This is a genomic window from Pseudomonas sp. R3.Fl, from assembly GCF_023516765.1.
Lineage (GTDB): Bacteria > Pseudomonadota > Gammaproteobacteria > Pseudomonadales > Pseudomonadaceae > Pseudomonas > Pseudomonas citronellolis.
This window is the reverse complement of sequence record NZ_JAMGSO010000001.1, coordinates 4,387,387-4,407,371: the sequence shown is the minus strand read 5'-3', so window position 1 is coordinate 4,407,371 and position 19,985 is coordinate 4,387,387. Positions and strand designations below refer to the sequence as shown.

Below are 19,985 nucleotides of genomic sequence, written 5' to 3'. Positions count from 1 at the left end.
GTTGTTTTCGCTCTTCCACCAGCCAGAATAGTCTCTACCGCATCAGCCGAAAGCTTCTGCCCCGTCTGTCTCTCCACCTCTTGGGCAACACGAATCTTAGTCGCCTGCTCCAGAGTGAGTTTTGCCCCCACCGTGCCCGCCACCCCGGCAGGCAGTGCTTCGCCGATACCCATCTCAGCTACCGCAATGGTGGCCTCGTTAACGCACAGCAGCGGATTGGTTGTGCAAGCCACTGCGGCGGCCCTCGCAGCGGCAAGTATCGCAGGAGTAGCCGCCGCGCCTACGATAGCTACCGGCAAGAGAGCGAAAGTGGCGGCGGTTTCAAGCCCGCCATTTGCAAGCTGCTCATTTTCATAGTGTTGTCGGCACTGTTGGCGTGTGGCGCCGCCACAACCTCCGCTCTGCACGTAAGCCTCGAACAGATGATCGACATAGAGCCGGCCGCCGAACTCATTGTTCTCGACGGCGTTCTGCCCGCCTTTCGCTCCCGCGACCGCGCCACCGGCACTGCCATCAAGTACTCCGCCGGCCAAGCCACCCGCCAGCGAAGATAGTGCAACGACGGCCTGTTTCTCTGACTCGCTGAGATCATCGGTGTTCTTGCCATACAACTGCTTGGCGATAACCGAGGCCATCGCTTCGCCCGTAGCAGCACCCGCTGCACCCGCAATCGCCGAGTTCCCCTGAGCCTGGGCGACCAATGCACCGAGCACCGCATGGGCCATCAATTGCACCTCGCGATCACCCTCGGTCAGTTGTTTGATGGTGTTCGCGAGATAAGGTGCCGATGCTCCAGCCAACGCAGCTCCAATATCACCACCAGCGAGTCCCTGGAGTGCAGCAGTTACAGCCTGTGCCGCTCGTTGAAGCTGGCTCCCAGTTCCGTATTGGGACATTTTCTGCTGGTAGATCGCGCTTTCTTCGATCTGCTCTTTGGTTGGGTTCGAAATACCGTTCCTGGCTAGCTCTTCTTTCGCCGCATTACTGGCATTGATCTCCCCCTGCGTCCGAACGATATCCATCGCCTGGGTGCCGATCTCGGCGATCAGTTGCACCTGCTTCAGCCGGTTCTGTTCCTTCTCCTTGTCGAAGATCGGGCTGATGCTGCCGTTGGCGTGCTCGACGTCGCGGCTCAGGCTGGCCACGTCCTGCTGCTGGTTGGCCGGGTCGCGGATTTCGAGGGTGCCGTTGGAGATGGCCGAGCCGGTGGTGCCGCTGGCGCTGTCGCCGTGGTTGTAGGCGACCAGCATGCCGCTGGGCATGTTGCTGATGAATTTGCCGCTGCCATCGCTGCCACTGCTGATGCTGACGCTCTGTTGCTGGCTCTTGTAGTCGGCCTTGTTGTCGATGCTGCTCCAGCCCAGGGTGCCGGTGCTCAGGCGGTTCTTGTCGGCTTCGGCGGTGCTGGCGATGACGCTGCCATCCAGTTGCGTGTGGTTGCCCACGTCGATCTGGAAGCCGCCCTTGCCGGCGTAGAGGCCGGTCTGTTCCTGCACGCTCTTGTAGTTGGAGTCGATCTTGCTCTGGCTGGCACTGACGCTGGCGCTGCCGCCAGTGCCGATGATGGCGACGCTCGCCCCGGCGGAGACGTTCTTCTGCTTGGAGTCGTAGTAGTCGCTGTCCTGCAGGCTCTGCAGGGTCAGGTCGCGGCCGACGTTGGCGATGATCTGCTCGCCGTTGACCTGGGCGCCCTTGAGCGTGGTGTCGCGGCCGCTGACCAACTTGACCTGGCTGCCGGCGTCCAGGGTGGTTTCCGTCCAGGTGGTGCCGGTGCCGATTTCCTTGCCCGAGCCCTGGTTGGCGTTGGCGAAGATGCTCAGGCCTACCCCGTTGTCCGCCGAATACCCCACGCTCACGCCAACCGCGCCGCCGCTGCTCTTGTTCTTGCCATCGAGCTTCTGGGTGTTGGCGGCGGCTTCGAGCAGGATGTCGCGGTTGGCGGCCAGCAGCATGTCGTTGCCGGCCTTGAGCTGGCTGCCCTGGATGCGGATGTCGCCGTCCTGGCCCACGGCGCCGCTGCCGGTGGCGAGGATGTTGAGGTTGTTCCCCGCGGTCAGGCTGCTGCCCTGGCTGACGCTCTGCTCCTGGGTCTGCTTCGAGCTGGACTTCTGCGAACCGAGCGAGGCGCTGATGCCGAAGAACTGGCTGACGCCGCCCCCTTCGGTGCCCTGCTGCGCCGCCTGCCAGGCCTGCACGCCGGTCAGCCCGGCCTTGATGCCCTGCAGCGCGGAGAGCCGGCTGTCATCTTCGTGCCTGGCCTGCTTGGCGGTCTGGTAACCAGCGTCCATGGCGCTGCCCACGGTGCCGGAGAGCGCCAGGGTCAGGCCGCTGCTCTTGCTCTTGTAGGTCTGCTCGCTGCGGTTCTCGTTCTGCGCGGCGAGGATGTCGACGTTCTGCCCGATGAGGTTGATGTCCTTGCCGGCGACCACGTCCGAACCGCGGATGGTCAGGTCCTTGCCGGCCTGGATGTCGACGTTGCCCAGCACGCTGCCGATGGTGCTGCCGCGGGTCTGCTCGCTGTGGCTGGTCTGGGTGGCCTGGGTGCTGGCCGAACCGAGGGTGAAGCCGAGCCCGCCGCTGCTCATCACGCCGGACTTCTTCTTCGACTCGGCGTGGCTGGTTTCGCTGGTTTCGGTGGCGCCGTCGATCAGCACGTTGCGCCCGGCCAGCAGGCTGGTGCCGTTGGTGGAGGCCACGTCGCTACCGCTGACACCGATGTCCTGGCCGGCGCGGATGGCGATCTTGTCGGCGCTGACCAGCGAACCTTTCTGGGTGGTGTAGAGGGAAGTGTCCTCGGTCTTTTTCTCCGAGCTGGAGAGCAGCCCATGGCTGCGTTTGGTCTTGCTCAGCGCATGGCTGTCGGTTTCCGCCGCTGCCTGCAAGTTCACGTCACGGGAGGCGTATAGGTAGGCCTCGTTGCTGGCGCTGATGGTGCTGGCGGTCAGGTTCAGGTCCTGCCCGGCGCTTGCCACCAAGTCACCGCCCGCTGTCAGTTCCGCGCCGAGCTGGCGGGTCTGCCCGGTCTGTTCGACGGTGCGGCTGCTGCTGGTCTTGCTGCGGACTTCGACGCTGGCGGCGTCTTCGACAGCGCTCAGGTTGATGTCGCGACCGGCGGCGGCGGTCAGGTCGCCCTTCGCGCTCGCCTGGCTGCCCACTACGTTCAGGTCACGCCCCGCATCCAGCACCAGGTCGCCCCCGGCCGTCAGGCTGGAGCCGTGGTTCTGCGCGACCGTGGTGGTGGTGACGTGGTGCCCGCCCTGCTGGATGTCGCGCAGGCGGCTGGCGTCGGTCACGGCTTGCAGGTTGATGTCGCGGCCGGCGCCGAGGTAGCTGTCGCCGCCGCTGGCGAGGCTGCCGCGGTTGCTGATGTCGCGGCCGGCGTCCAGGCTGAGGTCGCTGCGCGCGCTGATGCTCGCGCCGGCGTCGAGGAAGCTGCGGTATTCGTCGCCGCCGATGCCGGCGGTGACGGCGGTGCGGTCGTTGACGATGTCGCCCTTGAGCGCGGTGAGGTCCACCTGCTCGCCGCGGATCTGCCCGGCCAGGGCGTTGCGGATGCTGTCGCCGGCCAGCAGGCTGACGCGCTGGCCGGCGTCCATCAGGCCGCCCTGGAGGATGCTGCCGCCGGCGCTGGCGCTGAGGTCTTCGCTGGCGCGCAGGGTGCCGACGTTGACCAGGTCGCCGCCGGCCATGAGGTTGAGGTCGCGGCCCTGGATCAGGCTGCCGCCGCGCAGGTTGCGCGCGTCGGTCTGGGCCAGGTAGACCACCGGGACCAGCACCTGCTGGCCGTCGATCACGCGGGTTTCCATCCACACGATGTCGTGGGTCAGCGCCGCCACCTGTTCGGCGGAAAGGCCCACGCCGACGCTCAGCTGCAGAGCGTCCTTGGCGGCCAGGGCGTTGTCCATCAGGTACTGGAACTGGTCGTAGTCGCTGGTCAGGCCGTCGAGGAAGCGCTGGCCGGTCTGGGCCTGGATGGCCTCGCGGATCAGGCGGGTTTCGTAGGCGCCGTCGCCCAGGCGCTTCCAGGCCTGGTCCGGGTCGAAGCCCAGCTTGCCCAGCAGGTAGTCGGAGTTGAGGAAGCGCCCCAGGTCGGTGAGCGCCGGGTTGGTTTCGATGAGGTAGTGGCTCTGTGGGTCCGGGCTGCGGATGAACATCCCGTACTGCCCCTGGGGCAGGCGGAAGGTGTCGGCCGCCGTCGGGTCCACGGCGGCGAAGGGCACGCCGCTGTAGTCCACCGGGATGAAGCTGACCTGCTGGCTGCCGTCGGCGGCCGTGTGCGTCACGCTCTGCACGCTCTGCGGCCCGCTCGCCTGGGCGTCGCCGGACTGTTTGTTGAGGGTCAGGTTGACCGTGCCCAGTTGCCCGCCCAGCAGGCTGCCGGCCAGTTGGCCGGTGAGCTGGGCGAGGCTGTATTCGCTGACGGTGCCGTTCTGCAGGTTGTGCGCCACGTTGAGGGTGACGCGGTTGCCGGCCTGCAGGGTGGCCGGCGCGGACTGGGCGCCGTCTTCGCTCCAGGTGACGACCGGGGTGCCGATCGCCCAGCGGTCGCCGTTGTAGATGGCCCAGAGCTGGTCGTACAGGTCCTGGTCGAAGGTGCCCGCGGCCATCTTGGTGTTGAAGGCGCGGGCCAGGTTTTCCATGGTGTCCCACTGGCCGGTGGGGATCTTGCCGTAGTCGCCCGGCACCACGTTGATGACCACCACCTTGTTGCCGGTGCGCGAGGTGTTGCCCTGGTTGAGCAGCGAGTCGGCGTTGATGGTCAGGTCGCCGTTGGCGGCGAGGGTGCTGTTGCGGTTTTCCACCGTGCCGGCATCGATGGTCAGGTTGCCCCCGGCGGTCAGCCAGGCGGCCGGGCTGTTCTGGGTGATGCGCTCTGAGAGGGTTTCGTTGACGTCGATCTTGCCGCGCTTGAAGGAGTCGTGGCCGCCGCAGTGCTGGCCGCACTGCACGTCGAACTCACCGAAGCTGGTGGTCTGTTCGAAGGCGAAGACGTCGCGGGCGTTTTCCAGGCTCGCCACATCGAGGTGGATGTCGCCTTGCGCCTCGATGGTGCCGGAGCGGTTGCTCAGGCTCTGCGCCCGTCCGCCGTCCTGGCCGGCGAAGCTGAGGTTGCCCTGGCTGTAGAGGTCGCCGTAGCGGTTGCTCAGGCTGGCCGCGCGCAGGGTCATGTCGCCGCCGCTGAACAGCAGGCTGTCGGCGCCGTTGGCGATGCCCTGGCTGGTGATGTCGAGCGCGCCGAGGGCGCCGAGGGTGCCCGTGTTGTTCACTTGCGCGGCGCTGGCGTGCAGGGCCTGGTTGGCGATCAGCCAGCCCTGGTTGTTCAGGTTGCCGGCGAGGCTGAGCCGGGTGTCCAGGCCGCTGGCCAGGCGACCGCCCTGCTGGGTGAAGTTGCCGGCGTTCAGGGTGAAGTTGCGCTGGGCGGAAAGCAGGCCGGCGTTGTAGGCGTCGCCGCTGAGGCTCAGGCCCAGGTCGCCGTCGCTGAGCAGTTCGCCCTGGTTGTTCAGGTAGGCGGCCGTCACGCTCAGGTTGCCGGCGCTGGCGATGCGTTCGCCGGCGCCGACTTCCAGGCCCTGGCCGACGCGCAGGTCGAGGGTGCCGTTGACGCGCATCTGCCCGGCATTGGTCACGCTGCCGAACTGCCATTGGCCCTCGCCCAGGCCAGTGAGCGAACCGGCGCCGACGAGGCTGCCCGCGCCCAGGCGGAACAGGCCGGTGCCGGCATGCTGGACCTGGCCCTGGCCGTTGAGCAGGGCTGCGCCGCTGCCCAGTTCGAAGGCCTGGCTGGCGACGCCGATGTTCCCGCCCTGGTTGTTCAGCTGGCCGGCGCTGCGGATGTGGCTGCTGTCGCCGCCGAGCGCGCGCAAGCGCCCGCCCTGGCTGTTGTCCAGCGTGCCGCTGTCCAGTTCCAGGCTGGTGGCCGATTCGATCAGGCCAGCCTGGTTGTTCAGCGCGCCGCTGCTGGCGAGCACGACGCGGCCGCCGCTGAGCTGGCCGCCGCCGTTGTCCAGTGTGTTGCCGGTGACGCTCAGCTCGCTTTTGCCGAACAGCTGGCCGCCCCGGTTGATGAGGTTGCCAACCACCAGTTCGAGCTTGCCGAGCAGGCTGGCGATGCTGCCGGCCTCGCCGTCGGCCTGGCTGTTGTCGAGGCTCGCGGCGCTGATGGCGACGCTGTCGCCCTGCACGGTGCCGGCCTGGTTCTGCAGGCTGCCCGCCCCCAGCGCGGCGGTCACGGCGCCGCCCTGGGCATGGACCAGGCCCCGCTGGTTGTTCAGCGCGCCGGCCGTTACCGAAAGGCCCGCGGCGCCCGCCAGCAAGCGCCCGGCCGCGGAGTTGTCGACGCTGCCGGCAAGCACGTCGAGCCGCTCGCCGCGCAGGGTGCCGCCACGGTTGTCGAGCTGGCCGACGGCACGGGTGAACAGCAGGGCCTGGTCGCCTGCGTCGATCAGGCCGGTGGCGTTGTTCAGCACGCCATCCAGGCTCAGGCTCAGCTGTTCGCCATTGCCCACCACCGCGCCGCCCTGGCTGTTGTCCAGGTTGCCGCCCAACAGCTCGACGCGCTGGCCCAGCACCACGCCGCCACGGTTTTCCAGCTGCGGCGCTTGCAGCCGCAGGCCTGCGTCGCTCTGGATGCGCCCCTGGTCGTTGGACAGGCGCTGTTGCGCCGTTAGCGCCAGGCCATCCGCACCGGCGACCAGCAGCCCCTGGGCACTGTTGTCGATGACGTCGGCGCTCGCCTGGATGCCATCGCCCACGATGCGGCCGCCGCGGTTATCCAGCGCCCCGCTGGTCTGCAGCAACAGCTGGGCCCCGGCTAGAGCGCCCTGGCGGTTGTCCAGGCTGCCTGCCGTGACGTCCAGGTTGCCCTGCACCGATTGCAGGCGCCCCAGCGCGTTGTTCAGCGCCTGGGCCACGGTCAGTTTCAGCGCGCCGTCGGCGCTCAACGTGCCGCCGGCGTTGTCGCTGATGCTGGCGAGGTCGGCCTGCAGCGTGCCGCCCAGCAACAGGCCGTTGGCGTTGTCGAGATCGCCGGCGGTCAGGGTCAGGGCAGAGCCGGCCTGGACCCGCCCATTGCGGTTGGCCAGCGACTGGGCATTCAGGCTCAGCCGCTCGGCGGCCAGGGTGCCGCCGCTGTTGTCCACGGCCCCGCGGGAGGTCAGGTCGAGTGTCTGCGCCACCAGCTTGCCGGCGGCGTTGGCGAGGTTGCCGACGTCCAGCAGCAGGGCGCCGCTGGCCTGGGCCAGGCCAGCGGCGTTATCGAAGGCGCCGCTCAGGCGCAGGTCGAGGTCGCCCCGCTCGGCGCTGAGAACGCCGCCCTGGCGGTTGTCCAGGCTGCTGCCGGCAAGGTCGATGGAGTCGCCGACCTGGGTTCCCGCCCGGTTGTCCACCGCCCCGGCGCTGATCCGCAGGGCCTGCGCGGCCTGCAGCTTGCCGCCGGCGTTGTTCAGTGCGCCCTGGCTGTTCAGCGCCAGGTCGCCGCCGCTGGTGCCGATCAGGCCGCCGGCGTTGTCGATGCGCTGCGCGTCGATCCGCGTGCTGCCAGCGACGATACGCCCCTGCTGGTTATCCAGCGTGCCGCCGGCCAGCGTCAGGCTGCCGCCATTCACCTCCAGGCGACCGTTGCGGTTGTCCAGGCTGGTGAAGTTCAGGCTGGCCGCCTGGCCGTCGCCGAAGCGGACCAGGCCGCCCAGGTTGACCACGGCGGGGGCATCGAGCAGCAGGCTGCGCTCGCCGATCAGTTGCGCGCTGTCGCCGAGGTTGTTGAACTGGCGGGTGCGCAGCGCGACTTCGCGCCCCTGCAGGGTTCCGCGGTTGTCCAGTTGCCGGCGGGCGTCGACATCGATGCGCTCGGCGTAGGCCTGCCCCACGTTGTCCAGGGTGTCGGCGGCCACCTTCAGGCTGCCGGTGGCATCCAGCCGGCCACGGTTGCCAACGCGTTCGGCGGCGATGTCCAGGCCCTGCCCGGCGATGCGCTGCTCCCCCTCGATGCCGGCGACGATCTGGCCAGCGTTGTCCAGGCTGCCGGCGCGCAGTTGCACGCCTTGCCTGGCCGCCAGGCTCTGCGCATTGCTCAACGCACCGCTGGCCTGCACGCTGGCACTGCCCCCGGCATAGGCCGGGCCGTTCAGGGCCACGTCCTGGCCCTTCAGCGCCAGGTCTCCGCTGGCCGCCACCTGGGCCAATTCCAGCCTGCCGTTGGCATCGATGCGGATGTCGCCGGCGCTGGCCGCCATGTTGCCGGCCAGTTTCACGCCCACGCCCTGTTCGGTGCCCACCAGGCGGATGGTGTTGGCGTACATGCCGCCCAGGGCGGAGCTGTCGATGGCCAGTTGCGGCTTGGCGCTGCCATCGTCGGGCTTGGCGGTGGCAGCCAGGGTTTGCGCATCCACCGTGTTGCGCCCGGCCACCACGGTGAGCTGCTTGGCGTACAGGTCGGCGTTGAGTCTGGCGCTGCGGGTGATCAGGTCGAACTGGTCGAGGTTGCTGGCGTTGAGCCCGGCGCCTTCGATGGCAATTTCGCCACCATCCACGTCGTAGCCCTGCAGGCGCTCGCCGGCCAGGATCGGTTTGCCGGTGGTGAGGGTGGCGCGCGGGGTGTTGATGAAGCCGCAGCCGTTGCAGGTGATGCCGTGGGGGTTGGCGACGATGACGTGGGCGCCCTGCCCCGCCACCTCGGTGTAGCCCTTGAGTTGCGAGGGGCTGCCGCCGGTGACTTCGTTGAGGATCTTCTGCGCCGCCTGGCCCTTGAGATTGGGGTTGCCAATGATGATCCCGCCCAGTTGGGTGCCCTGGGTCTTGCCGGTGGCGTTGTTGAGGATCAGGCCCTGCTGGCCGACGTTGTAGTCGCTGAATTTGTTGTGCGAGAGGCCGCTGCCGTTGGGCGTGGCGATGTTGACGATGGGCACGCCATTGCCCGCCGCGCCCAGGCTGGTGTTGCCGCCGGCGGCCGCATCCACCGCCAGTTGGGCGGCGGCCGCGACTATCGGGTTGAGGATCAGCAGGCCGGCCAGGGCGCTGGCGATGGCCTGGTAGAGGGGGCGGCGGATGTCCATATGGGCGGCCTCTTGCGTGCTTTCGCCAGGCCGGGCCGGGCATCCCGGTTCGGATGCGGGGCCGCTCGCCGCGGCGGGGGTGTTGTCCTTGTTCGTCGTCTTTTCGCGCAGCCGTCAGAAGAACAGGTCGACGCGGAAGTACACCGGGTGTTCGCGTTTGTCGATCACGCTGGGCCGCTCCAGGGAGCGGGCGAAGCTCAGCGTCGCGGCCAGGTACTGGCCGCGGGCGTTGAACTCCAGCGCGTGGCCGCTCAGGCGGCCGTGCAGTTCGGGGTTGTAGCGGTCGTGCTCGATGGCGCCGAAGTCGTAGCCGTAGCCCACGCCGTACTCCTGCAGCCAGGGCTGCAGCGCCACCCAGGTCACCGGGCGGCGCCAGCGCAACTGGTTGCGCCAGTAGTAGCCGCTGTCGCCGGACAGGCTCTGGTCCTTGAAGCCGCGCACCGAGTTGAGCCCACCGAGGCTGATGCGCTGCGGGCTGTAGAGCACGTCTTCGCTCTTCTGCGCGGTGGCCAGGGCGTCGAAGCTGAAGTTCTCGCCCCACAGTTGGAAGGGCTGCAGGTAGCTCAGGGTGAGGGTGTATTTGTCGTAGCGGGCGTGGGGCTGGTAGGGCTGCGGGTCGTGCTCGCCCTGGGCGCCGAGCGCGCCTATGCCCTGCTGCCAGCCGGCGTCGAGGTTGACGAAGGCGCTGCCGATGCGCCGGCCGTGGTTGAAGCCCAGCAGGCCCTCGGTGATGCGGCTGCTGGAGACGTCGAGCTTCTCGTCGTCGATGTAGTTGTTCGAGCGCACGTGGGCCAGGCCGAAGTTGACCGCGGTCTTGCTCAGGCTGTCGCGGTGCAGCACACGCTCGGCGCCGAACTGGTGGGAGCGGCTGTCGCCGTCGAGCTTGAAGGCGAAGCCGCTGCCTTCATTGCGGGTGCGGTAGTAGCTCTGGTTGTAGCTGTAGCTGAAGGTCCACCAGCCGTAGGGCAGGCTGTAGAACAGGCCCTGGTTGTCGGAGTGCTTCCAGTGGTCGCTGACCACGTCCTCGGCCACCCGCAGGCCGAGCTGGTCGGCCAGGCCCAGCGGGCTGTCCCAGTCCAGGCCCAGGCCGGCCTGCTGCTCGCCGCTGCTGCGGTCGCCGTTGTTGTCGCGGAAGGCCGAGACGCGCCAGGGCTTGCCGCGCTCGCCGGCCAGTTGCACGCGGCTGCCGCCGACCTGCTCGCCGGGCACCAGTTCCACTTGCGCGTGGCGCGAGGGCAGGCGGTTGACCTGGTCCACCAGCTGTTCCAGCTCGCGCAGGTTGAGCACCTCGCCAGCCTTGCCGGGAAAGCCCATGGCCAGTTCGCGTGGGCTGGCCACGGCGGAGTCGTCGAAGCCTTCCAGGCGGCCTTCGACCACGATGATTTTCAGCGTGCCGCCGGAGAGGTCCTGCTGCGGCAGATAGGCGCGGGTGGTGACGAAGCCGCGGGCCAGGTAGTGGTCGGTGATGGCCTTGAGCAGCGCGTTGAGCTGGGCCACGCCCAGGCACTGGCCGCGGTAGGGCGCCAGCAGGCGCTCGCGGGTGGCGGCGCCGAGGTGCCCGGCGCCTTCCAGGGTGATTTCGCGGATGTCGAAGCAGCGCGTGTCGGCGGGCTGCTCGGCGGGGGCCTGCGGCGCTGCCTTGCCGGGTAGCTGCTGCAGCTCCTCCAGGCGCTTCTGCTGTTCGCGCAGTAACTGCTCCTGGCGGTCACGCTGCAGGTCGCGGTCACCGGGGGTGGTCAGCGGCGCGGCGGAAACATCCAGAACGACGGCCAGGGCCAGGCCCAGCGTCCAGTAATGGGGAATGGACTTCATCCCTTCGATCCCTCGACTACGACATCCAGTTGCAAAACCGGGCTGATTAAATCATGGCCAATTGATGTTGAGGGAGTGTCATTCGGCGACTGGTTTCACTTTTAGGACTATTCCTATGAGGCGGATTCACCCTTGGCCGGCAGGCGGTGAACCCAGATGCGCCGCAGCACCGCGGCGAATTGCCGCGACAGGCGCCCGCTGTTGTAGTACTGGCCATAGCGCTCGGCTATCTGCCGCACTTCGCGGGCCAGTTCGGCGTAGCGGCGCGCCGGCAGGTCGGGGAACAGGTGGTGCTCGATCTGGTGGCTGAGGTTGCCGGTGAGCAGGTGCAGCAGCGGCCCGCCCTCCAGGTTGCTGGAGCCGCGCAGCTGGCGCAGGTACCAGTGGCCGCGGCTCTCGCCCTGCAGCACGCTGGCCGGGAACACCGCGGCCTTCTCGGTGAAGTGGCCGCAGAAGATCACCGTGAAGGTCCACAGGTTGCGCAGCAGGTTGGCCACGAGGTTGCCGCAGAACACCGCCCAGAAGCCGCCGGCCAGCAGGCCCAATAGGGGGAAGGCGAGGTAGTCCTTGGCCCACTGGCGGCCCAGCTTGGCGTTGAACCGGCGCAGCAGCGGGCGCAGTTCGTCCTTGCCCAGGCGGCCCTTGAAGTACTGGTCCAGGCGCAGGTGCTGGATGGCCACGGCGTACTGGAAGAGCACGGCCTGGATCGTCACCCACAGCGGCTGCCAGCGGTAGAAGGGCTTCCACTTCTGCTCGGGGAACAGGCGCACCACGCCGTAGCCGACGTCGTCGTCCTTGCCCAGGACGTTGGTGTAGGTGTGGTGGATGTGGTTGTGGGTGTGCCGCCAGAAGTCGGAGGGGCCGGCGATGTCCCATTCGTACTGGCGCCCGGCGAATTCCGGGTCGTTCATCCAGTCGTACTGGCCGTGCATGACGTTGTGGCCCAGCTCCATGTTCTCGAGGACCTTGCCCAGGCCCAGGAGCAGGCTGCCGAGCAGCCAGGTAGGGGCGGACCAGCCGCACAGCAGCAGCGCGCGGCCGGCCCAGCAGCAGGCGCGCACGGCGCTGCGCACGCGGCGGATGTAGCGGGCGTCGGCGCCGCCGAGGTCGTCCAGGGTGCGTTGGCGCAGGGCGTCCAGTTCGGCGCCGAAGGCGGCCAGCTCGGCCGGGGTGAGGTCGCGGTCTTCGCGCATGCTGGGGTTCCGGGGAGGCTAGAGGTCGAGGCTGACGTCGCCCTGCGGGGCGCTGACGCACAGGCGGATGGGTTGTTGCGGCTCGCTGTGCAGCGTGCCGCTGCGCAGGTCGCGCACGCTGCCAGCGAGCAGGGTGCAGGTGCAGCTGGCGCAGATGCCCTGGCGGCAGCCGTGGGCCGGGCGCAGGCCGGCGGCCTCGGCCTGTTCCAGCAGGCTGCGCTGGTTGTCGCCGGCCACCTGGCTGCCGCTGCGGGCGAAGTGCAGATGGACCTCGCGCCGGGCCTCGTCGGTGGACCAGGCGGGCGCGCTGAAGGCTTCCCATTGCAGGCTGGCGGCGCGGGGTTCGAGGTGGTCGCGCACGGCGCCGACGAAGCCGGCCGGACCGCAGGCCAGCACGTGTTCGCTGGGCAGGCCCTGCAGGTGTTCAGCGTGGAAGCGCCCCTGCAGTTCACCGGCCTGCGCCGCGCCGCCGCTGATGGCCCAACGCGGGCGGAAGTTGGGGTACTCGCGGGCCAGGGCCTGCAGGCGCTCGACGAAAGCGCGCTGGCTGCGTTCGCGCACGTAGTGCAGCAGCGTCACCGGGCCGCGGTAACCGTCGGCCAGGGCCTGGCGCAGCAGGCCGAGCAAGGGTGTCAAGCCGCTGCCGGCAGCCAGCAGCAGCACGCCGCGTTCGTCCTGCGGCCAGTGCAGCTCGCCGCCCGGCGCGCCCAGTTCCAGCACGTCGCCGACGCACAGCCGGCCCAGCAGCAGCGGCGAGACCCGCCCGCCGGGTTGCAGCTTCACCGCGATCTCCAGGCAGCCGTCCTCTTCGGCGATCAGGCTGTAGCTGCGCCCCAGGCGCACGCCGTCGTGCTCGATGAACAGCTGCAGGTGCTGGCCCGGCCGCGCGCCGTGCCAGTTGGCATTGGGCCGCAGGCGCAGGGCGAGCATGTCGTCGGCCACCCACTGGCGGCCTTCGACGCGGGCGAACACCCGGTTCAGCGCCCAGGCCGGATTGAGCACGGCCAGCACGGCATCGACGTCGGCCTCGCGCAGCCAGCGCTGGCGCACCAGCACGCGCAGGGGGCCGAGCAGCGGGCGCAGGGCGCGCAGCCAGGCCAGGGGAAGCAGGGACATGGACGGCATCCAGACAGTAAACACTTGTTCACTAAACTGGCATGCCGCTCCTTTTCAGTCAACAGTCGTTCACTGAAGTGGCCGACGCAGTCGCCGATTTCCCCGGCCATTTGCTAGAGTGCCGGGGCCCCTGCCATGGAAGCCCCGATGTCCTCTCCCCGCGCCGAACAGAAACAGCAGACCCGCCAGGCCCTGATGGACGCTGCGCGCGGCCTGATGGACAGCGGCCGCGGCTTCGGCAGCCTGAGCCTGCGCGAGGTGGCGCGCGCCGCCGGCATCGTCCCGGCCGGTTTCTACCGGCACTTCGCCGACATGGACGCCCTGGGCCTGGCCCTGGTGGCCGACGTCGACGAGACCTTCCGCCAGACCCTGCGCGCGGTGCGGCGCAACGAGTTCGAGCTGGGCGGGGTGATCGAGGCCTCGGTGCGCATCTTCCTCGACGCGGTGAGCGCCAACCGCACCCAGTTCCTGTTCCTGGCCCGCGAGCAGTATGGCGGCTCGCTGCCCATCCGCCAGGCCATCGGCACCCTGCGCCAGCGCATCACTGACGACCTGGCGGCGGACCTTGCGCTGCTCAACAAGCTGCCGCACCTGCAGGCCCAGGACCTCGACGTGCTCGCCGACCTGGTGGTGAAGACGGTGTTCGCCACCCTGCCCGAGCTGATCGACGCACCGGCCGAGGCGCTGCCGGCGCACCTGACGCCGGAGGCCAAGGTCACCCAGCAGCTGCGCTTCATCATGATTGGTGCAAAGCACTGGCTGGGGATCGGGGCGCGGGGCTGAGGCTGGGGCTTCCTTGTAGGAGCGAGCTTGCTCGCGAACCAGCCGGAGGCACCTGCGCTCTGGTTCAACTCCGCTCCCTCTCCCTAACCCTCTCCCTGAAGGGAGAGGGGACCGTTCGGAGTGCGCTGATGTTTTGGCGTTAGCCGGCTTGCACCGAGTAGCCGGCTGACACCAAACCCTCTCTCGGCACGGACAAGCCCCCTCTCCCTTCAGGGCGGGGCGCGCAGCCGAGGGCTGGGGAGAGGGGACGGAGTCAAACCGAAATACCCAGGTTGCCTGGAGACTCCCTTCGCGAGCAAGCTCGCTCCTACGAAAAGCCCCATTCCGCCCCACATCGGTGCGCACCATTTACGTGCGCACCAGCAACGCGCACGCGCACCATTCCTGATCACTCGGACAACCCGCCCAGCCCCCGCCATTGCTGGCCGCGCCCGCCCCTGGCAAGGCCCTTGCTGTAGCTCGGCCATTGCCTACTGCCGGACACCGCCATGCTGGTCATCCACCAACGCATCGAGCCCCGCGAGCGCTGGGACGCCGAACTGCACCTGAACTACGAGGCGCGCAGCAAGAGCCGCCTGCGCTGCTACAGCCGCGATGGCGAGGACGTCGGCCTGTTCCTCGAACGCGGCCAGCCGCCGCTGGCGGACGGCGACTGCCTGCTGGCCAACGACGGCCGCGTGGTGCGCGTGTGCGCCGCGCCCGAGCAGCTGATGCACGTGACCTGCGCCAGCCCGCGCGAGCTGAACCGCGCCGCCTACCACCTGGGCAACCGTCACGTGGCGCTGCAGGTGGGCGAAGGCTGGCTGCGCCTGCTCGACGACTATGTGCTCAGGGCCATGCTCGACCAGCTCGGCGCCACGGTGCAGAGCATCGAGGCGCCGTTCCAGCCCGAGCACGGCGCCTACGGCGGCGGCCATCACCATTCGCACCATGGCGAGGCGGAGTTCAACTACGCGCCGAAGCTGCACCAGTTCGGAGTGCGCAAGTGACCGGCGCAGGCCTCTGGCCGTTGCTGCGCCTCGCCAGCCCGCAGTTGCCCATCGGCGGCTACAGCTATTCCCAGGGCCTGGAAGCCGCCCTGGAGCACGGCCTGGTGAGCGATGCCGACAGCGCCTTCGCCTGGCTGGCCGACCAGCTGCAGTTGAACCTGGCGCGCTTCGAGGGCCCGCTGCTGGCCGAGCTGCTGCGCGCCGCGCGGGCCGCCGACTGGACCGCGCTAAGCGATGCCGCCGAACGCCACCGCGCCAGCCGCGAGACCCGCGAACTGGCCCTGGAAAGCCGGCAGATGGGCTTTTCCCTGGCGCAACTGCTGGAAGCCCTGCCCGAGCTGGACGACCCGGCCCGCGCCTGGCTGGCCGCGCAGCCGGAGCCCTCGCTGGCCGCCACCTGGGCGCTGGCCGCGCGGGCCTGGGGCCTGGACGTGGAGCAGGCCCTGGCCGCCTGGCTGTGGAGCTGGGCCGAAAACCAGCTCGCGGTGCTGATGAAGGCCCTGCCCCTGGGCCAACTGGCCGCGCAGAAGCTCACCTCGCGCCTGCTCCCCGAACTCGAACGCGCCTGCGCCGCCGCGCTGGCGGAGGACGCGCCCGGTGGCGCGCCCTTCGGCCTGGCCCTGGCGAGCATGGCCCACGAAACGCAATACAGCCGTCTGTTCCGTTCCTAGGAGAACCCCGCATGAACTCCCAACCCCTGCGCGTCGGCATCGGCGGTCCGGTGGGCTCCGGCAAGACCGCCCTGACCCTGGCGCTGTGCCACGCCCTGCGCGAGCGCTACAACCTGGCCGTGGTGACCAACGACATCTACACCCAGGAAGACGCCCAGTTCCTGGTGCGCAACCAGGCCCTGGCGCCGGAGCGGATCATCGGCGTGGAAACCGGCGGCTGCCCGCACACGGCGATCCGCGAGGACGCCTCGATCAACCTGGAGGCGGTGGACCAGCTCAACCGCCGCTTCCCGGGCCTGGAGCTGATCCTGGTGGAGTCCGGCGGCGACAACCTCTCGGCCACCTTCAGCCCGGAGCTGTCGGACCTGACGCTGTACGTGATCGACGTTTCCGCCGGCGACAAGATCCCGCGCAAGGGCGGCCCGGGCATCTGCAAGTCCGACCTGCTGGTGATCAACAAGATCGACCTGGCGCCGCTGGTCGGCGCCTCGCTGGAAGTGATGGAGCGCGACGCGAAGAAGATGCGCGGCGAGCGGCCCTTCGTGTTCAGCAACCAGAAGACCGGCCAGGGGCTGGACGAAATCATCGCCTTCATCGAACGCCAGGGGCTGCTGACCGCGGCCTGAGTTTGTTTTTGGGTTCCCGCGTTCGCGGGAATGACGATTTCGACGCTCACCTGCGTCTCCCCCGCGAACGCGGGGGCCCAATAACCCCATATATCAAGGAAGCCCCATGTCCCTGCGCAAAAGCCTCTACGCCCTGGCGCTGTTCCTCACCCCGGCCATCGCCTTCGCCCACCCCGGCCACGGCGAGCACGGCCTGGCCGCCGGCGTGCTGCACCCGCTGACCGGCCTCGACCACCTGCTGGCGATGTTCGCCGTCGGCCTCTGGGCCGCCCAGCAACAGGGCGCGGCGCGCCTGGCGCTGCCCTGCACCTTCGTCGGAGCCATGCTGCTCGGCGGCCTGCTCGGCTTCGACGGCGTGCAGTTGCCCTTCGTCGAGACCGGCATCGCCGCCTCGGTGCTCGCCCTCGGCCTGTGCGTGGCCCTGGCGGTGCGCCCGCCGCTGCCGCTGGCCATGGCTGTGACCGCGCTCTTCGCCCTGGCCCACGGCATCGCCCACGGCCTGGAGCTGCCGGAGCTATCCAGCCCCTGGGCCTACGCTGCGGGCTTCGTCTGCGCTACTGCCGCCCTGCATGCCGCGGGCTATGCGCTGGTGCGCTTCCTGCCGCAGGCTGCGGCGCCGTTGGTGCGCGTGGCGGGTTTGGCATCGGCGGGGGCCGGGGTGTGGTTGCTGGCGGGTTGATCGCGAATCCGGATTGAGAATCGCGGACAGAGTCCGCTCCTACGGGGGAGGAATACTGTGCCTCCCAGCAGCCTGTAGGAGCGGGCCCTGCCCGCGATTCGCGCGCAGGGCGCGCTCCTACATGGGAATGAGCATGGGACTGAGCCAAGGTGCTCTTCGTAGGAGCGAGCTTGCTCGCGAATGAGCCCCGCTGCGGAGTCTGTTCGCGAGCAAGCTCGCTCCTACGAGAAGCCATACACACCGATCCGTCAGAGCGAAATCGGGTAGTTGAAGATCACCCGCGTCTGGTCGAAATCGCTGTTGAAGCTGCGTCGGTTGCTCGCATGGTTGACGCGCACGTTGAGCTTCTTCAGCGGCCCGCTCTGCACCGTGTAGCCCAGCTCCACGTCACGCTCCCATTCCTTGCCGCCGCTGCCGACCTTGGTGGTGGCGTTATCGCCCTTGCCGTAGCGCACCATGCTCACCAGGCCGGGCACGCCCATCGCGGCGAAGTCGTAGTCGTAGCGCAGTTGCCAGGAGCGCTCGTCCTCGTTGGTGAAGTTGCCGTTGAACATGTCGTTGCCCATGGTCCTGCCGCTGCTGCCGTAGACCGACTGCCAGCCACCCTCGCCGCCGACCTTCTGCAGGCCGAGGTAGAGGGTATGCCCGCCATGGTTGGCCGAGAGCAGTGCGTAGGCGGTGTGGCTGTCGATGTCGCCGGCCAGGGCGCGGCCGTCGTCGCGGTCGAAGAACAGGCCGAGGTTGGCGCCCAGCACCCAGTCGCCCACCGGCTGCTTGTGCAGCAGGTTGAAGTAGCGCTGGGTGTAGATGTCCTCCAGTTGCGCGTACCAGGCGCCGACCAGGGTGCGCTGGTCGTTGAAGCGGTATTCGCCGCCGGCGTAGTTGAAGGCGTCGGACTTGGCCGTGGGCGCCGACCAGGACGACAGGTCCTGCATGTCCGCCGAATTGCGCAGGCTGACCTGGTCGTAGCGCCCGCCGTACAGGCTCACCCCGGCCCACTCGCGGGACACCAGCGCCGCGCCGCGGAAGGTCTGCGGCAGCAGGCGGCCGTCGTCGTAGCGCAGCACCGGCACGTCCGGCAGCATCTCGCCGACCTTCAGCTCGCTGGCCGACAGCCGCAGCTTGGCCGCCACCGCCACACGCCCGTACTCGTCGGCGGCCTTGCCGTCGTCGTGCACCGGCAGCAGCTCGGAGCCGCTCTGGTCGCGGCTGCTGTTCAGCTTCACGCCGTACAGGCCCATGGCGTCCACGCCGAAGCCCAACGGCCCGCGGGTGTAGCCGGAGCTGAACTTGAGGATGAAGCCCTGGGCCCATTCGTTGATCAGGCTCTTGCCGGCGCTGTGGTCGCGGAAGTCGCGGTTGAACGCGTAGTTGCGCAGCACCAGGTCGGTGCGCGAATCCTCGAAGAAGCCGCCCTCCTCGGCCAGCGCGGGCGCGCACAGCAGCGGCAGGGCCACGCAGGCGAGGGACGGCAATAGGGCGGTGTGACGGTTTTGCATTGTTATTGTTCTCCGTTTTTTTCGGGGTGCAGCGGCCCGCGGCGCGTCCTCGTGGACACGCCGTGGGCGGGGTTACTGGCAGAACCGGTTAGGCGATCAGAACGGGTAGTGGCGCGCCTCCCGTTGCACGCTCACCCAGTGGTCGCGGGTGAATTCGTCTATCGCCCAGTCGCCGTTGAAGCGGCCCAGGCCGGAGTTCTTCTCGCCGCCGAAGGGCGCGTTGGCCTCGTCGTTGACCGGGATGTCGTTCACGTGGGTCATGCCCGCGCGGACCTTTCGGGCGAAGGCCACGCCGCGTTCCAGGTCGCGGGTGAACACGGCGCTGGAAAGGCCGTACTCGCTGGCGTTGGCCAGCTCCAGGGCGTGGGCCTCGTCGCGGGCGCGCAGCAGGCCGATCAGCGGGCCGAAGATTTCGTCGCGGGCGATCTCCATGTCCGGGCCGACTTCGCCGTAGACGTGGGGCGCCAGCAGTTGGCCCTGCACGCCGCCTTCGTACAGCGGCCTGGCGCCTTCGCGGCGGGCCAGGGCGACCTTCTCCAGCAGGCCTTCGAGCTGGCGATGGTTGATGATCGGGCCCACCGCGGTCTCCATCGACTGCGGGTCGCCGACCTTCACCTGCTTCACGCGCTCGACGAAGCGTGCGGCGAAGGCGTCGTACAGCGCGTCGACCACGATGATGCGGTTGATCGCCATGCAGATCTGCCCCTGGTGCAGGAACTTGCCGAACACCGCGGCGTTCACCGCCTGCTCCAGGTCGGCGTCCTCCAGCACCACGAAGGGGCTGTTGCCGCCCAGCTCCAGAGCCACGTGCTTGAGGTGCGCGCCGCCGCTGGCGATGCGCCCGATGTTGCGCCCCACCGGGGTGGAGCCGGTGAAGGTCACCAGGCCCGGCACCGGGTGCTCGACGAAGGCATCGCCGATCTCGCTGCCGGCGCCGACCACCACGCCGAGCACCCCGGCCGGCAAACCGGCTTCCTCGAAGATGCGCGCCAGCAGCAGGCCGCCGCACACCGGGGTGTCGCTGGCCGGCTTGACCACCACCGCGTTGCCCAGCGCCAGGGCCGGGGCCAGCGAGCGCTGGGTGAGGTGCAGCGGGAAGTTCCACGGGCTGATGACGCCGACCACGCCGATGGCGCTGCGGTACACGCGGCTTTCCTTGCCGGGGATGTTGGAGTCGACGATGCGCCCGTGCACGCGGCTGGGGAAGGACGCCGACTCCAGGGTGATGCCGCGCGCCGCACCCCATTCCAGGGTGGCCTTCAGACGGGTGCTGCCGGACTCGCGGATGATCCAGTCGATGATCTCCTCGCGGCGCCGGTCGAACACCTCCACCACCCGGTGGAGCAGCGCGGCGCGTTCCGCCGGCGGCAGCGCGGCCCAGGCCGGCTGCGCTTCGGCGGCCTTGCGGTAGGTGGCATCCAGGTCCTCGCGGCTGGCCTGGGGGATTTCCGCCAGCAGGCTGCCATCGTAGGGGTTGCTGTCGCGCAGCACCTTGCCGGCGCTGCCGGTGCGCCATTCGCCGGCGAGGGATTGCAGGTGGAAGTCGGTGTAAGCGGTCATGGACGTT

Annotated in this window: 10 protein-coding genes and 1 pseudogene; 5 read left to right on the top strand and 6 right to left on the bottom strand. The window is 69.0% G+C overall.

What is annotated here, in order from left to right:
• Positions 1-461: 461 nt before the first annotated feature.
• From M8R19_RS19290 to M8R19_RS19275, 4 genes and pseudogenes are all read right to left on the bottom strand, one after another.
• Positions 462-9,050 (bottom strand): annotated as a pseudogene (locus M8R19_RS19290) (hemagglutinin repeat-containing protein); the annotation flags it as partial.
• A gap of 114 nt (positions 9,051-9,164) precedes the next feature.
• Complete coding sequence (locus tag M8R19_RS19285) at positions 9,165-10,862, bottom strand: ShlB/FhaC/HecB family hemolysin secretion/activation protein (protein ID WP_249918629.1); 1,698 nt, start codon at positions 10,860-10,862, stop codon at positions 9,165-9,167.
• Positions 10,863-10,975: 113 nt separating this feature from the next.
• Entirely contained in the window at positions 10,976-12,055 is a 1,080-nt protein-coding gene (locus M8R19_RS19280) for a fatty acid desaturase family protein (RefSeq protein WP_074985075.1), read from the bottom strand.
• Between the two features lie 18 nt (positions 12,056-12,073).
• Positions 12,074-13,171: a ferredoxin reductase gene (locus tag M8R19_RS19275; RefSeq protein ID WP_249918628.1), complete on the bottom strand. Its 1,098-nt coding sequence runs from the start codon at positions 13,169-13,171 to the stop codon at positions 12,074-12,076.
• Between the two features lie 147 nt (positions 13,172-13,318).
• Here M8R19_RS19275 and M8R19_RS19270 point away from each other — a divergent pair, with 147 nt between their 5' ends.
• The 5 genes from M8R19_RS19270 to M8R19_RS19250 all read left to right on the top strand — a co-directional run bounded on the left by M8R19_RS19270 (position 13,319) and on the right by M8R19_RS19250 (position 16,919).
• A complete protein-coding gene (locus tag M8R19_RS19270; RefSeq protein ID WP_043268660.1) occupies positions 13,319-13,954 on the top strand; it encodes a TetR family transcriptional regulator in 636 nt (211 codons plus the stop codon).
• A gap of 488 nt (positions 13,955-14,442) precedes the next feature.
• Positions 14,443-14,943, top strand: coding sequence for an urease accessory protein UreE (gene ureE, locus M8R19_RS19265; protein ID WP_058488236.1), 501 nt, complete (start codon positions 14,443-14,445; stop codon positions 14,941-14,943).
• Positions 14,940-15,614, top strand: a complete 675-nt coding sequence (locus M8R19_RS19260; RefSeq protein WP_249918627.1) for an urease accessory protein UreF — start codon at positions 14,940-14,942, stop codon at positions 15,612-15,614. Before ureE ends, M8R19_RS19260 begins: the two co-directional genes overlap by 4 nt.
• Positions 15,615-15,625: 11 nt before the next feature.
• Positions 15,626-16,240: an urease accessory protein UreG gene (ureG, locus tag M8R19_RS19255; RefSeq protein ID WP_074985081.1), complete on the top strand. Its 615-nt coding sequence runs from the start codon at positions 15,626-15,628 to the stop codon at positions 16,238-16,240.
• 106 nt (positions 16,241-16,346) lie between these two features.
• On the top strand, positions 16,347-16,919 hold the full coding sequence (locus tag M8R19_RS19250) for a HupE/UreJ family protein (RefSeq protein ID WP_249918626.1): 573 nt from the start codon (positions 16,347-16,349) through the stop codon (positions 16,917-16,919).
• Positions 16,920-17,167: 248 nt separating this feature from the next.
• Here the strand turns inward: M8R19_RS19250 and M8R19_RS19245 are convergent, their stop codons facing one another.
• Complete coding sequence (locus M8R19_RS19245) at positions 17,168-18,418, bottom strand: OprD family porin (RefSeq protein WP_249918625.1); 1,251 nt, start codon at positions 18,416-18,418, stop codon at positions 17,168-17,170.
• A 96-nt stretch (positions 18,419-18,514) separates the two neighbouring features.
• Positions 18,515-19,978, bottom strand: a complete 1,464-nt coding sequence (locus tag M8R19_RS19240; protein ID WP_249918624.1) for an aldehyde dehydrogenase family protein — start codon at positions 19,976-19,978, stop codon at positions 18,515-18,517.
• Positions 19,979-19,985 lie beyond the last annotated feature (7 nt).

What these genes read in the sequence shown, in the direction of transcription:
- M8R19_RS19245 (WP_249918625.1), bottom strand. Translation starts at nt 18,418, where the DNA reads ATGCAAAACCGTCACACCGCCCTATTGCCGTCCCTCGCCTGCGTGGCC.
- M8R19_RS19270 (WP_043268660.1), top strand. Translation starts at nt 13,319, where the DNA reads ATGTCCTCTCCCCGCGCCGAACAGAAACAGCAGACCCGCCAGGCCCTG.
- M8R19_RS19275 (WP_249918628.1), bottom strand. Translation starts at nt 13,171, where the DNA reads ATGTCCCTGCTTCCCCTGGCCTGGCTGCGCGCCCTGCGCCCGCTGCTC.
- M8R19_RS19285 (WP_249918629.1), bottom strand. Translation starts at nt 10,862, where the DNA reads ATGAAGTCCATTCCCCATTACTGGACGCTGGGCCTGGCCCTGGCCGTC.
- ureG (WP_074985081.1), top strand. Translation starts at nt 15,626, where the DNA reads ATGAACTCCCAACCCCTGCGCGTCGGCATCGGCGGTCCGGTGGGCTCC.
- M8R19_RS19250 (WP_249918626.1), top strand. Translation starts at nt 16,347, where the DNA reads ATGTCCCTGCGCAAAAGCCTCTACGCCCTGGCGCTGTTCCTCACCCCG.
- M8R19_RS19280 (WP_074985075.1), bottom strand. Translation starts at nt 12,055, where the DNA reads ATGCGCGAAGACCGCGACCTCACCCCGGCCGAGCTGGCCGCCTTCGGC.
- M8R19_RS19240 (WP_249918624.1), bottom strand. Translation starts at nt 19,978, where the DNA reads ATGACCGCTTACACCGACTTCCACCTGCAATCCCTCGCCGGCGAATGG.
- ureE (WP_058488236.1), top strand. Translation starts at nt 14,443, where the DNA reads ATGCTGGTCATCCACCAACGCATCGAGCCCCGCGAGCGCTGGGACGCC.